The organism is Kribbella sp. NBC_01245, assembly GCF_036226525.1.
Lineage (GTDB): Bacteria > Actinomycetota > Actinomycetes > Propionibacteriales > Kribbellaceae > Kribbella.
The window spans coordinates 4,134,749-4,148,426 of sequence record NZ_CP108487.1 but is presented as its reverse complement, the minus strand read 5'-3'; the positions used below and the strand labels follow the sequence as shown (position 1 = coordinate 4,148,426).

Below are 13,678 nucleotides of genomic sequence, written 5' to 3'. Positions count from 1 at the left end.
GGGCGAAGCGGATGAAGGCCCAGTTCAGCGACGTGGTCCGGGCGATGGCCACGGATCCTGACGTGATCGAGGCGGTGGTCGAGGCGGCGCGCAACGATTCGACCGACGTGGCGAGCCTGCCGATCGCGGAGAACCGCCGCCATATCGCCGTGATGGTCGCCGCCGGGCTGGCCGCCTTCGACGACTCCGACGGGCCCGGGGTGGAGGACTTCGCCGCGGCCGCCCGCCTCGGTACGGACCGCGCCGCCCAAGGCATCCCACTGACCGAGTTGCTCAAAGGGGTGCACGCCGGCCGGAGTCGCGTGATCGCCATCGCGGTCGAACGCAGCCGGGCGATCGGCGTGCCGTCCGACGTACTGCTGGATGTGCTGCTCGACTTCGAGCGCTATGCGGGTGCGCTCGAGCGGCACGTCGTCAGCGGCTACCACACGGCTGAACTGCAACTGGCCCGAACGAAGCGCGATATCCGCACCCAGGTCCTCCGCAAGCTGCTGATCGGAGAAGGTCAGCAGATCGAGGTGTCCGACGATGAGCTCAGCCGGGTCAACCTGAGCAGGCGAAGGTCGTACTTCTGTCTGCGATCGGACGTCGCGGACCCCGTGCAATCCGAGGCGATCGAACGACGTCTGGCTGACGCGGGCGGCGTGTTCGGACTGGTCGAGGGCAAGTTGGCGGGCCTGATCCCGCGCCTGCCCGGCAAGAAGCTGATCACCGCCGACGAGCTGGTGGTGGCGGCACCGGCCGCGCCGCTCCGGGAAATCCCCGCGCTCTACGCAACGGCAGGGAACGCCCTGGCCACGGCAAGAGCCAGCGGCCGGCATGGGCTGCACCAGTTGGCCGACCTCGCGGTCGAGACGGCTCTCGCGACGCAGCCGGACCTTGCCGCCATCCTGGCCCGGGACCTGCTGGGCGCGCTCGATCCGGGCGACGCCTTCCATCAGCAGTTGGTGCGAACCGCCAAGGCGTACCTCGATGCCGATCGCCGCCTCGACCGTACTGCGGCCGCGCTGCACCTGCATCCGAACACGGTCCGCTACCGGTTGAGCCGCTTGACCGCCCTCACCGGCTGGTCGCCCGACACGACCTCGTCGGGCACCCTGCAGACGATGCGCAACTGGTGGGCCCTGCACACCTGGCTAGCGGCAAGCTAAAAGCGATCGCCGCCGGTGCCGACCGGATGATAGGCAGGCGGGTATGAGTATCGAGCTGAGGTCCTTCGACGGCGACTGGACCGGCATCCGGGAAACCCTGTCGCTCGCGTTCGCCGACATGTTGAGCGATGACGACTGGGCGATCGAGCTCGATATCCACGAGCCCGACCGCGGCATTGTGGCCGTCGACGGCAAGGAGGTCGTCGGCTATACCGCCGCGTATTCGCTGCAGATGACCGTGCCCGGTGGGCCGCTGCCGGTCGCCGGCGTCAGCATGGTCACGGTCAAACCGACCCATCGCCGCCGCGGCATCCTGCGTCAGCTGATGAACCGCCAGCTGGCGGAGATGTACGAGAGTGGTGCCGAGTCCGTCGCCGCGCTGACCGCGAGTGAGCCGGAGATCTACGGCCGCTTCGGCTACGGCCTCGCCAGCGAGCACCTCCGCCTGCAGATTCCGCGCCGCCCCGGCCCGACACTGCGGCCAGTGCCGGGTAGTGACGAGGTGGAGATCCGGTACGCCGACGTGGCGGGCTCTCTCGATGAGTGCGCGCGGATCCACAACGAGGTGGCTGCTACCCGGGCCGGGATGTTCCAGCACGATGCGGGTTGGCGCAAGTACGTCAGCAGTGAGCAGGTGGTCTGGGGCGCTGGAAGTGGCGCCAGTGCCGTGAGGTGCGTCCAGTCGAGCAAGGACGGTGTGCTCACCGGCTACGCGTACTACCGGACTAAGCGCGACAGGGTGAACAACGTTCCCCACAACACGGTCATGGTCGACCGTGTGCACGCGACGGACCTCGCGTCGTACGTGGCGATCTGGAAGTTCCTGCTCGACCAGGACCTGATGACGGAGATCGGGTACGGCCGGTTCGCGTTGGACGATCCGCTGATCACTCTGCTGGTCAACTCTCGTCCGTCGCGGCCCATGTTGTTCGACGGCCTCTGGGTGCGGCTGGTGGACTTGCCGCGCGCACTGACCGCTCGGACGTACGAGAGCGACGTAGACGTCGTACTGGGTGTCAGGGACGAGTTCTGCCCGTGGAACGACGGGTCGTGGCGTCTGACGGCTGGGCCGGGTGGAGCGACTTGTGAGCGCACTACCGACAAGGCGGACCTACTGGCCGACGTACGTGACCTGGGCGGGCTCTACCTGGGGAGGCCGGGTATGACGAGCCTTGCCAAGGCCGGCCTGGTTGAGGAGCTCACGCCGGGTGCGCTCGTGCAGACCTCCAGGGCCTTCCAGACCGAAACCCTGCCCTGGCTCGATACCGGCTTCTAAAGGGCACAGACCTAAGCCGGGATAGCCTGCCGGGATGCAGCCGATCGGTGCGCGCCGCTCCAGCGCCCTCGCGGCGGCGGGTGCCGTGGGTCTGGCGGCCGCCGTCGTCGGTCTGGTCGTGGTCGTCTCGTCGACCGGCAGCGTGCGCCCGATCGGCGAGAGTACGGCCAGCCGTACGCCGTCGATCCGCACCGTCAGCCCGCAGGCCACGCCGTCGCAGCCGGTGGCCAGCCCGGGCGAGCGGGTCGATCCGATCGACCTGCCGGACTGGCTGTCCATCAGCCTCAAGTTTCTCGGCATGGCCGTGGCCGTGGCGGTCGTGTGCGGCCTGGCCTACCTGATCCTCCGGCTGCTCTATGGGTTCTTCCGGCAATTGCGGCTGCCCGAGGTCGAGCAGGACACCTCCGACGACTGGGAGCGGGTCGCGACCGAGCGCCTCGCGGACGCCGTCGACGAGGGCCTGTCCCGGGTGGACTCGGGCCGCGCCGCGGACGCGATCGTGGCGTGCTGGGTCGCCCTCGAGCAGACGGCCGCGAGTGCCGGCGTACCGCGGGAGCCCGCCGAGACGCCGGCAGAGTTCACCGTCCGGGTCCTTGCCCTCGGCAACGTATCGGCGGACGCACTGACCGAGTTGGCCGAGCTCTACCGCGAGGCGCGGTTCTCCACGCATGAGTCGAGCGAGGAAGACCGGCAGCGGGCGCGTACGGCGTTGGTGCGGCTGCGGGAAGAACTTGTAGGCGCAGCATGATCTCTACTCGTCGCATGATCGCGCAGCACGTCGGGATCAGTCTCGGCGTCGCACTGTTGCTGGTAGCCGCCTTTGCCGCCTTCAAGTACCAGCCGCGGCCAGCGTGGTTTGTGGCCGTTGCAGTTGCCACTGGGCTGGTGTCGGTGGCAGTGCGACTTGTAGGCCGCAGAGTGACTCAGACGTCCTGGCCCGAGAAGGGGCTGGTGTACGTCGGTGCGTGGCGCAACAACGACAGTAGGGCGCAGTTCCTCGCTACCTGGTTGCAGGAGTCGAATCGGGAAGCTGAGACCTTCACCAGGCGCGTGCAGCCGCTAATGGCCGAGCTGGCCGCTACAACGCTTCGTGCCCGTCATGGCGTCGAACTAGAGGCTGAACCGGAGCGTGCGAAGGCACTACTCGGCGTACCAACTTGGGAACTGATCACGGCGGCTGAGCCAACTGTCAGCTATGGACGGATCGAGCGAGCCATTGAATCCATCGAGAAGCTGTAGGGATGTGTAGCGGTGACTGAGCAGATGCGACTCGCAGAGGTGTCCACGCTGAGCCGTGAGGTGCTGAGCCGGGTTGGCCAGGCCGTTGTCGGCAAGCAGCCCGCACTGGAGCTGGTGTTCGCCGGCATCCTGGCAGGCGGGCACGTGCTGCTGGAGGACTTCCCGGGACTTGGGAAGACGCTGGCGGCCCGGTCGTTCGCACAAGCGATGGGGCTGGACTTCCGGCGCGTTCAGTTCACCCCGGACCTGCTGCCGTCCGATGTCACCGGCGCCTTTGTGTTCGATCAGCGCACGTCGGAGTTCGTGTTCCGGCCGGGCCCGATCTTCACCGGGTTGCTGCTCGCGGACGAGATCAACCGGACGCCGCCGAAGACCCAGGCCGCGCTGCTGGAGTCGATGCAGGAGCACCAGGTCACGGTCGAGGGCGAGACCTTCCCGCTGCCGAGGCCGTTCCACGTGCTGGCCACGGCGAACCCCGTGGAGTACGAGGGCACCTACCCGCTGCCCGAGGCCCAGCTCGACCGGTTCATGCTGCGCGTTGGGTTCGGCTATCCCACCGCCGACGAGGAGTGGGAGGTGCTGCAGCGACGGATGGGCCGCCGCCAGGAGGACCAGCAGGTCGAGGCCGTCACCGATGCGGACGGACTACGTGCCGCGCAGGCGGCGGTCGAGACGGTCACGGTGGACGACACGGTCGGGCGGTACTGCGTGGACCTCGCCTCGGCGACTCGCCGCGATGGGCAGGTGCTGGTCGGCGCGTCGCCGCGAGGCTCGCTCGCGCTGCTGCTCACCGCCCGGGCCTACGCGGTCATCCAGGGCCGCGATTACGTCGTACCGGAGGATGTTAAGGCCGTCGCGGAGTCGGCGCTGGCCCATCGCATCACCGTTCGGCCCGAGCTGTGGTTGCACGAGGTGACCGGCGCGACCGTCGTACGCAATGTGCTCGCCTCGGTGCCCGCGCCGCCCACGGTGCATGCCCCGGCGGACGCGATCCGGTGAAGAAGAGCTGGCGGCCGACGCACGCCCAGATCCGGGTGGTCGGGATGTCCGCGGCGCTGGTCCTGGCCGCGGTCGTGCTGCGCCGTCCGGACGCGGCCGTACTCGGTCTGCCGCTCGCGGTGCTGGCCTTCTGGGCCGCCTTCGCCCGTCCAGGTGGTACGCCGGAGGCGGACGTCTCGCTGGATGCCACCACGTTGTTCGAAGGGCAGGCGACGGGTTACCGGGTCCGCGTGACCGGGCTCGACGATCGGGCCGATCTGCTGGTGGTGGCGTTACCGCGCGGCCGGTGGTTCGCGTACGACCCGGTCGGCGGCGCGCGGGCGGTCGTCGTACAGCCTGGTGATTCGGTTGAGCTGGACCTTGGGCTGCGGTCGGAACGCTGGGGGCGCCGCGCGGTCGAACGACCGACCATCGTGTGTACGTCGTTGCTCGGCGCCTACCGGACCGAGTCGCTGGAGGTCGGGGTGGCCGAGGTGATGACGTTGCCGTTGCGCGAGGGCTTCGCCGCCGTGGATTCCGTACCGCGTCCGGCCGGGTTGGTCGGTCTGCATCGGTCTAGGCGGCCCGGGGAGGGGACCGAGCTCGCGGGCGTCCGGCCGTTCCGAACCGGCGACAGGTTGCGCCGGATCAACTGGGCCGTCTCCGCCCGTACGGGTGAACTCCACGTCACGTCGACCTGGTCCGACCGCGATACCGAGGTGGTGCTGGTCCTCGACACCGGTGACGACATCGGCGTGAGCGAGGGGATCGACGGGCGGGCGAGCAGCCTCGATACCGGGGTGCGGGCGGCGGCGTCGATCGCGGAGCACTACCTGCGGCACGGCGACCGGGTCCGGCTGATCGATACCGGCGCGGGCGTTCGGTCCGTGCGGGCCGGGACCGGGCGTGGGCATTTGCGGCGGATCCTCGACGCGCTTGTGCGTGCCGATGTCCGAAATACCCAACGCGATCCGGGTCAGTTGGCCAGGCGTGAGCGGATCCGGCCGGACAGCCTGGTGATCGTGCTCAGCCCGCTGCTCCGGCGTGCCGTGCTCGGGCATGTGGTGACGTTGGCGCATGCCGGTTGCACGGTCATCGCGGTCGACACGCTGCCCGAGCACATTGGTGAGATGGACGCGGACCACGATCCGCGCGCCTGGCCGTTGGCTTGGCGAATGCGGCTGCTCGAACGGCGGGTTGAGCTGGACCGTCTCGGCAACCTCGGCGTACCAACCGTCGCCTGGCGTGGCGCCGGCACGCTTGACGAGGTCCTGCGCGACGCGAGCCGTCTATCCGCGGCACCTAGGTTGCGCGGATGAACCCGGCCGAACGGAGGTCGCGCGGATGAACCTCGCTGAACGCATCAACCTCTGGCTCACTCGCGCCCGCGCCGCTGGTCGTGCCGCGGTCCTTGCCCGCCTGCTGATCCTGGCGTCGGGTGGATTGGCGCTGGCGATTTCGGGACTGCAGCCGTGGGATCAGCTTGATCTCGTGCTGGTGGTCGGTTTGGTGGCGCTGGTGGCCACGATCGCGTTGCCGGATTCGGCCGTGCCGTTCGTCTTCCTGGTGGTGGTTGCGGGAGGCTGGCTGATGCGAGGGCCGTCCGACCCGAGCTGGCAGGTGGCGGCGGTCGCGATGGCGCTGGTCGCCTTCCACCTCGCCACGTCGTACGCCGCTCAACTGCCCGCGTACGTCCGTGCCTCGCGCGCCACCATCCGCAGCTGGTTGCTCCCAGCAACGGTCGCCCTACTCCTCGCCCCCGCCGTCGCCGCCACGTCAGCGTTGATCCGCGAGGCGTCCCTCTCCGGCAGCCTCGTCCTCACCATCACCGCCCTAGCCCTCACCACCACCGCCTACTACCTAACAGTCGACTAGAACCATTTGCGTTCATTCGTCGGAATCCGCCCTCTTCCCACCACAGTCCTGTACAGGTCCGCGGCGCTGAGAGGGCGGATTCCGACGAATGAACGCTAAAGCAGGCGTCGGAATGCCGTGCGGACCAGATGCGACCACGCGCGGGCTAAAGCGGGCGGCGGAAGGCGACTAGCGGATAGACCGGGATGGCCGCGTTGCCGATGTGGCCGGGGCCGGGGAAGGTGGTGGCGGATTCCAGCACGAGGCCGTGGACAGGGGCACGGGAGGCCAGGTAGGCGAGGGAATCTTGGGCGCGGACGCGGTTCGGGGGATTGCCGCGGGCGACCTGGCTCGAGTCGTTCTTGTCCACCGTGGTGACGAACAACCCGCCTGGCTTGAGGATGCGGGCCACCTCGGCCAAGAGCGCGTCGCTGTCCGGCACCAGGTGCAGCAGCCAGATCGCGGTGACCGCGTCGCACCGCAGATCCGCGATCGGCAACACACCAGCGTCGGCCTGCGCGACATGGCCGGGCAAACGGATCGCGGCGCGCTGGAGCATCGCGGCCGAGACGTCGACGCCGTGCACGAGATGACCGAGGGCCGCCAGCTCGGCCGCGACGATGCCCGTGCCCACGGCCAGGTCGAGCACGCGCCCCTTGTCCTCGAGTAGACGGTCGACGGCTTCAGCGGCAGCGCGAGCCCGATCGGCACCACCGCGCGTGTCGTCGTACCGCTCGGCCTCGGCTTCGTCGTACTCGATCGAGGGCTTCCAAAGCGACGTCCAGGTGATGCCGACTTCCGCGAGCATCCGACGTACCAGCGGCAGAGAAATCCCGACGACGTTGTGGTGGTCGCCGTCGATTCCCTCGACGAACGCACCACCGAGGCCGTCGACCGTGAACGACCCGGCAACTGCGAGCGGCTCGCCGGTCCCGACGTACGCCTCGATCTCTTCCTCGGTCAAAGTGGCGAAGAAGACCTTGGTGGAGGCGAGTTCGCGCAGTTCGACCCGGCTGCTGGTGTCGAAGAGGCAGTGCCCGGTGTGCAGTACGCCGGAGCTGCCGCTCATCGCGCGCAACCGCGCCCGCGCCTCATCCGGCGTACCGGGTTTGCCGTAAGCCACGCCGTCGATTTCCAGCACCGAGTCGCAGCCGAGCACGGTGGCATGGCCGTCCAACTCGCTGACGACGGCGCGGGCCTTGAGCGTGGCCAACGTGCGGGCCAGCTCGCCGGGGGAGGGCGCGGTGACATGGTCCTCGTCAACGCCGGAGACGATCACTTCAGGGTCGACTCCGGCGTTGCGCAGCGTCTGCAGCCTCGCGGGTGAGGCCGAGGCCAGGATGAAACGGGTCACGCGCCTAACGTTGTCACAGCCGCCCGAGGGCGCGAACGAGCGGGTCCAGCCCGAGCGAGCCGAGGTTGAGCGCGTCGCGGTGGAACGCCTTCAGGTCGAAGTCGGCCCCCTTGCGCTGCTTCGCGTCCTCGCGAGCCTGCAGCCAGATCCGCTCGCCGACCTTGTACGACGGCGCTTGGCCGGGCCACCCGAGGTACCGGTTGAGCTCCGCCTTGAGCATGTCGGTCTCCATCCGGCAGTGCCCACGCAGGAACTCGAACCCGAGCTCCCCGCTCCAGGTCTCACCCGGGTGGAAGCCGAACGGGTTGTCCTTCGGGATCTCCAGCTCCAGGTGCATACCGATATCGATGATCACCCGGGCCGACCGGAACGCCTGCGCGTCGAGCATGCCGAGCTTCGCGCCCGGGTCGTCCAGGTAGCCGAGCTCGTCCATCAGCCGCTCGGCGTACAGCGCCCAGCCCTCGCCGTGGCCCGAGACCCAGCAGCCCATCCGCTGCCAGCGGTTCAGCAGGTCGGCGCGGACCATCGTCTGGGCCACCTGCAGGTGATGCCCGGGCACACCCTCGTGGTAGACGGTGGTGACCTCACGCCAGGTGGCGAAGTCGGTCTGCCCCGCGGGCACGGCCCACCACATCCGGCCGGGCCGGCTGGTCAGGTCCTCGCTCGGACCGGTGTAGTAGATCGACCCGTCCGACGTGGGCGCGATCATGCACTCGATCTTCCGGATCTCGGGCGCGATCTCGAAGTGCTTGCCGGCCAATTCGGAGACCGCGGAGTCGGCCAGCTCCTGCATCCAGTCGCGGAAGGCCTCCTTGCCCTTGATCATCCGGCTCGGGTCGTTGTCGAGCAGCTGCGCGGCGGCCTCGATACTGCGATCGCCACCGTTCAGCCCGGCCGCGATGGACTGCATCTCGGTCTCGATCCGGGCCAGCTCCTCCCAGCCCCAGGCGTACGTCTCGGCCAGGTCGACCTTGGCGCCGAGGAAGTCCCGCGAAGCCAGCTCGTACACCTCCAGCCCGCAGCCGTCCCGGGTCGGCGCCTGCGGTGCCAGATCCGTCTCCAGCCAGGCCCCGAACTCGTCGTACGCCGAACGCGCCTCCGCGGCGGCCGCCTCGACCTTCGCCCGCAGCGATCCCTCCGGAGCGCGCGACGCCAGTCCAGCGAAGAAGTCGTCGCCCTCGGCGCCGGTCCAGCTGGCGATCCGGGTGGCCACGTCGTTCACCTGGCGAAGCGCGGAGATCTTGCCCTTGGCCGCCTGCGACGTGAGGCTCTCGCGGTACTGGCCGAGGGCGGTGCCGACCTTGCCGAGCCGGGTCGCGATCGTCTCCCAGTGCTCGTCCGTTGCCGTCGGCATCAAATCGAACACCTGGCGGATCTCGGCCGCGGTGGAGGCGATCGCGTTCAGCTGGTACTGCGGGACGCCCGCGTCCTGCGTCTCCACCACCAGCCCGAGCCGCTCCAGCAGGGCTTCCTTGGCGACCTGCTCACGCTCGGTCGGTGTCTCGGCCGCCTCGGCCTCGGCGATGGTGCGCCGGGCCAGGTCGGCCTGTGCCCCGAAACCCGCGGGCGAATAGTCGGGATACTGGTCGTCGAACCCGTCGATGCCCATGAAGGTCGCCATGGTGGGCGCCAGCTTCACGAACTCGTCCAGGTACCGCTCTGAGATCCGGTCGATCGGACTCTGCGGGGTCATCTGCTCGGTCACTCCGGCGACACTACAGCCCGTGGTGACCAGCCGTCAGTCCCTCGTGGCAGCGGGTTTTCCAAGGTTTTCCGCCGTACGGTTGCGGGCATGAACGAGCTGTCGTACGTCGACGGGATCCGGCTGATCCGCCACCCGGGCGAGCAGACCCACACCGACCTGACCCTCACGTTCGGCGTGGGCGCGCGGGACGAGACGTTGCGTACGGTCGGCGTCGCCCATCTGCTCGAGCACCTCGTGATGGGCCAGGCCCGGCGGACGCCGATCGAGATCCAGGCGATGGTCGATCTCACCACCACGAACTTCGCCGCCTCCGGCTCACCCGACCGCGTCGCCGCCTTCGCCGAAGCGATCTGCGCGGGCCTGACCGCACCACCCGTCGACCGGCTTTCCGTCGAGGTTGGTGTTCTGGCGGCCGAGGACGGCTGGTCCGCCGCGCCACTCGTCGCCTCGATGCTCAACACGCGGTACGGCGCTCGTGGTCCGGGTCTCGCGTGGCTCGAGGGCGCTGGGTTCGACCGGTTGACGGCCTCGCATGTCATTGACTTCGCGCGGACGTGGTTCACCAAGGCGAACGCGTTGTTGCAGATCACCGGGCCGATGCCGTCCGGGTTGAAGTTCGACCTGCCCGATGGGCCGGCGCCGGTCCGGTCGATCGCGCCGGGGCGGTTGCTCGACGGGCCGTCCGCCGTACCGGGTGATATTCCGGGGGCGGCGGTGATGCTGCGGTTGCCGGTCGGCGATGGGGCGCGGGTGCCGTCGCGGGTCGCGGAGGTGCTGCGCGATCGGATCGAGGAGGAGTGCCGGCATATCGGTGGGCACAGCTATGAGGTGGACGCCGATTCGGTCAGCGCGGGTGATGGGTTCATCGAGTGGGTCGTGTACGCCGAGGCGCGTGAGGGGTCGTCGCGCGCGGTCGCTGCGTGTGTTGCGGCGGCGGTGCGGGATCTTGCGGCTAATGGGCCTACCGAGGCTGAGATGGCTCGGGTGATGGAGCGGTTGGACGAGGATTTGAGCGGGCCGGATGCGGTGCTCGGGCCGGTTTATGCGGCGGCGATGCGGGAGATCCTTGGCGAACCGGCTGCTGTGCCGCTCGATCCGGAGTTGGCGCGGGCGGTGTCGGCTCGCGAGATCGCGGCGGTGTTGACCGAGGCGTTGCCGACGGTGGTGTGCTGCGGCTACGACGAGGGGTTCGAGGAGTTGGTGGCGGCCGGGTTCCAGCCTGCGTTGCCTTGTCCGGTGTTGTCGGCGGTGCCTTCGGGGGAGGTGTTCAAGCCGATCATGGCGGCTCGCGTGTTCGCTCGGGAGTTGCGTAATACCAAGCTGGTGTTGACCGAGGACGGGCTGGTGATGAGCGATGAGGACGGCATCCATGAGGTGCGCTGGGATGACGTCGTCGGCGTGATGCGAACCGCTGATGCGACGGTCGTCTTTGGTGGTAGTGGGTGCTCGATCCCATTGGTGGACGGGCTTTTCAAGGGTGGCGCTCGCGTTTTGGAGGAGCTGCGGCGCCGGGTGTCTGATGACCTTTGGTACGCGGAATCCGCGCTGGGGTCCGACTCGGCGCACTAGCTGCTGGGGAGCTAGGTGCTAGGTCTTGGGGTTAGCTGCTTGGGGTGAGGCCGGTTTTGGCGTCGAGGAGTTGCAGGAGTTCGTGGGCGACCAGCTCGACGTCCTTGTGGCGCCACTCGGAGGCGCGGTAAACGCAGGCGATCAGGCCGGTCCGGTGGATCCGGCGGAAATCCCCGCACACGAAGGCGTACCGGGCCTTGGTCTCGTCATTCGCCCCCTCGGTCAGCCCAAGATGCCAGTCGGCGTACTGCTCCCAGGAATGCCCTTCGAGGTACTCGTTCTGCGCGTCCGCACTGGGCTGAACATCACCCCAGTCACTATCCAGCACGTACTGCCGCCCCTCGATGAGCCGCCGCGCATGCTCCACCGCACTCGGATTGACCGCGTACTTGGCCATACACCGCATTGTGCCAGCGCCCACCCCCGAAACGCGCGACGTGTGCACAAAGTGGGGGCACGCCTACTCAAGACATCGTCGCAGTCTTGGGGCACTACCCGACGCCATTCCTTGGGTACCGCCTGCCGCCGTCGGTGGGTATCGCCCGGTGGCAGTCTTGGGCACTACGCGACGCCATTGCTCGGGTGCCGCCTGCCGCCGTGCGCAGCGGCGGCGCTCGACGCTTGGGGTTTAGGGGTGGGCGCTGGCGCGCCAGCGGCCGGGGCCGTGTTGGAGGGGGCGGCGGACGTTGCGCCAGTAGGAGGCCCAGTCGCTGGAGCGCTCGTCGTCCGTGGCAGGGCCTGGGGTGGAGGCGGTCGAGGCGCGGGCGGCTACGACGGCTACGAGGGCGGCCAGCTCCTCGGGAGTGGGCTCGCCTTTGACGACCTGTAGTACCGGCTTCGTCTCTTCAGTCACGGCCAATCCTTTCAGCACAGCGGTCACAGCGGGATGTTGCCGTGCTTCTTGGGGGGCAGGGTGTCGCGTTTGGTGCGGAGCAGGCGCAGGGCGCGGACGATTTCCGAGCGCGTCTCACTGGGCTTCACCACGGCGTCGATGTAGCCGCGTTCGGCCGCGATGTACGGGTTGGCGAGGTGGTCCTCGTACTCCTGGATCAGTTGCTGGCGCTTGGCCTCGCCGTTGCCCTCTTCGACGGCTGTCGCGAGTTCGCGCCGGTGCAGGATGTTGACCGCACCCTGTGCGCCCATCACCGCGATCTGCGCCGTCGGCCAGGCGAGGTTGATGTCGGCGCCGAGGTGCTTCGAGCCCATCACGTCGTACGCGCCGCCGTAGGCCTTGCGGGTGATGGTGGTGATCATCGGCACGGTCGCCTCGGCGTACGCGTAGATCAGCTTCGCGCCGCGGCGGATGATGCCGTTCCACTCCTGGTCCGTGCCCGGCAGGAAGCCCGGTACGTCCACGAAGGTCAGGATCGGCAGGTTGAACGCGTCGCAAGTACGCACGAAGCGCGCGGCCTTCTCGGAGGCGTCGATGTCGAGCGTGCCGGCGAACTGCATCGGCTGGTTCGCGACCACGCCGACCGCCCGGCCCTCGACCCGGCCGAAGCCGACGATCATGTTCGGCGCGAACAGCGACTGGACCTCGAGGAAGTCCCCGTCGTCCAGCACCGCCTCGATCACGGTGTGCATGTCGTACGGCTGGTTCGGCGAGTCCGGGATCAGCGTGTCGAGCGCGAGATCGGCCTCACTCGGCTCCAGGTCGGCTGGAGCGTCGTACACGGGCGGGTCTTCGAGGTTGTTCTGCGGCAGATGCGCGACGAGCGTCTTGACCCACTCGATCGCGTCCTCCTCGTCGCTGCCGAGGTAGTGCGCGTTACCGGACTTGGTGTTGTGCGTCCGCGCGCCGCCGAGCTCTTCCTGGGTGACGTCCTCGCCGGTGACGGTCTTGATCACGTCGGGCCCGGTGATGAACATGTACGACGACTGGTCGACCATCACAGTGAAGTCGGTGACGGCCGGGGAGTAAACCGCGCCACCCGCGCACGGGCCCATGATCAGCGAGATCTGCGGGATCACGCCGGACGCCCGCACATTGCGGCGGAAGATCTCGCCATACAGGCCGAGGCTGACCACGCCTTCCTGGATCCGGGCGCCGCCGGAGTCGTTGATGCCGACCAGCGGGCAGCCGATCTTCATCGCGAGGTCCATCACCTTGACGATCTTCTCGCCGAACACCTCGCCGAGGCTGCCGCCGAAAACCGTGAAGTCCTGCGCGAAGACGCACACCTGGCGACCGTCGATGGTGCCGAATCCGGTCACCACGCCATCGCCGTACGGGCGGTTCGCCTCCAGCCCGAAGGACGTCGACCGGTGCCGCGCGAACTCGTCCAGCTCCGTGAAACTGCCTTCGTCGAGCAACAGGGCGATCCGCTCGCGGGCCGTCTTCTTACCGCGCGCGTGCTGCTTCTCCACCGCCCGCTCCGACCCGGCGTGCACGGCCTCGTCCAGCCGGTGCTCCAGATCCGCGATCTTCCCAGCGGTCGTGTGGATATTCACGGTCTCTCCCATAAGCGCGCACTCTAACGCCCACACGCCCCGGGACCCGATGACCTCCACCACATAAACGCAACTCTTCTACCGAGCGGTAGCACAGGCGG

At 68.6% G+C, this 13,678-nt stretch carries 13 protein-coding genes; 8 read left to right on the top strand and 5 right to left on the bottom strand.

Annotation, left to right across the window (positions count from 1 at the left end; genetic code table 11):
* Positions 1 to 11: 11 nt before the first annotated feature.
* From OG394_RS18390 to OG394_RS18360, 7 genes are read left to right on the top strand one after another with little or no spacing between them, the layout of a single operon-like run.
* Positions 12 to 1,151, top strand: a complete 1,140-nt coding sequence (locus OG394_RS18390) for a PucR family transcriptional regulator (protein ID WP_328996617.1) — start codon at positions 12 to 14, stop codon at positions 1,149 to 1,151.
* Positions 1,152 to 1,194: 43 nt separating this feature from the next.
* A complete protein-coding gene (locus OG394_RS18385) occupies positions 1,195 to 2,427 on the top strand; it encodes a GNAT family N-acetyltransferase (protein ID WP_328996616.1) in 1,233 nt (410 codons plus the stop codon).
* A gap of 34 nt (positions 2,428 to 2,461) precedes the next feature.
* The gene (locus tag OG394_RS18380) at positions 2,462 to 3,175 is read left to right on the top strand and encodes a DUF4129 domain-containing protein (protein ID WP_328996615.1); all 714 of its coding nucleotides are present in this window, start codon (positions 2,462 to 2,464) and stop codon (positions 3,173 to 3,175) included.
* Positions 3,176 to 3,189: 14 nt separating this feature from the next.
* A complete protein-coding gene (locus tag OG394_RS18375) occupies positions 3,190 to 3,666 on the top strand; it encodes a hypothetical protein (RefSeq protein WP_328996614.1) in 477 nt (158 codons plus the stop codon).
* Between the two features lie 24 nt (positions 3,667 to 3,690).
* On the top strand, positions 3,691 to 4,665 hold the full coding sequence (locus tag OG394_RS18370) for an AAA family ATPase (protein WP_442914309.1): 975 nt from the start codon (positions 3,691 to 3,693) through the stop codon (positions 4,663 to 4,665).
* Entirely contained in the window at positions 4,662 to 5,963 is a 1,302-nt protein-coding gene (locus OG394_RS18365; protein ID WP_328996612.1) for a DUF58 domain-containing protein, read from the top strand. The genes OG394_RS18370 and OG394_RS18365 overlap by 4 nt, the downstream gene beginning before the upstream one ends.
* 25 nt (positions 5,964 to 5,988) lie before the next feature.
* Positions 5,989 to 6,519, top strand: a complete 531-nt coding sequence (locus tag OG394_RS18360) for a hypothetical protein (RefSeq protein ID WP_328996611.1) — start codon at positions 5,989 to 5,991, stop codon at positions 6,517 to 6,519.
* 145 nt (positions 6,520 to 6,664) lie between these two features.
* Here the strand turns inward: OG394_RS18360 and OG394_RS18355 are convergent, their stop codons facing one another.
* Positions 6,665 to 7,852, bottom strand: coding sequence for a Maf family nucleotide pyrophosphatase (locus OG394_RS18355; protein WP_328996610.1), 1,188 nt, complete (start codon positions 7,850 to 7,852; stop codon positions 6,665 to 6,667).
* Positions 7,853 to 7,865: 13 nt separating this feature from the next.
* On the bottom strand, positions 7,866 to 9,557 hold the full coding sequence (locus tag OG394_RS18350; protein ID WP_328996609.1) for a DUF885 domain-containing protein: 1,692 nt from the start codon (positions 9,555 to 9,557) through the stop codon (positions 7,866 to 7,868).
* Between the two features lie 87 nt (positions 9,558 to 9,644).
* On the opposite strand from OG394_RS18350, the gene OG394_RS18345 reads away from it, so the two are divergent.
* Entirely contained in the window at positions 9,645 to 11,126 is a 1,482-nt protein-coding gene (locus OG394_RS18345) for a hypothetical protein (RefSeq protein WP_328996608.1), read from the top strand.
* 31 nt (positions 11,127 to 11,157) lie between these two features.
* Here OG394_RS18345 and OG394_RS18340 read toward each other — a convergent pair whose 3' ends face one another.
* The 3 genes from OG394_RS18340 to OG394_RS18330 all read right to left on the bottom strand — a co-directional run bounded on the left by OG394_RS18340 (position 11,158) and on the right by OG394_RS18330 (position 13,589).
* On the bottom strand, positions 11,158 to 11,523 hold the full coding sequence (locus OG394_RS18340; RefSeq protein ID WP_328996607.1) for a hypothetical protein: 366 nt from the start codon (positions 11,521 to 11,523) through the stop codon (positions 11,158 to 11,160).
* Positions 11,524 to 11,754: 231 nt separating this feature from the next.
* Positions 11,755 to 11,979: an acyl-CoA carboxylase subunit epsilon gene (locus OG394_RS18335; RefSeq protein WP_328996606.1), complete on the bottom strand. Its 225-nt coding sequence runs from the start codon at positions 11,977 to 11,979 to the stop codon at positions 11,755 to 11,757.
* Positions 11,980 to 12,002: 23 nt separating this feature from the next.
* On the bottom strand, positions 12,003 to 13,589 hold the full coding sequence (locus OG394_RS18330; RefSeq protein WP_328996605.1) for an acyl-CoA carboxylase subunit beta: 1,587 nt from the start codon (positions 13,587 to 13,589) through the stop codon (positions 12,003 to 12,005).
* Positions 13,590 to 13,678 lie beyond the last annotated feature (89 nt).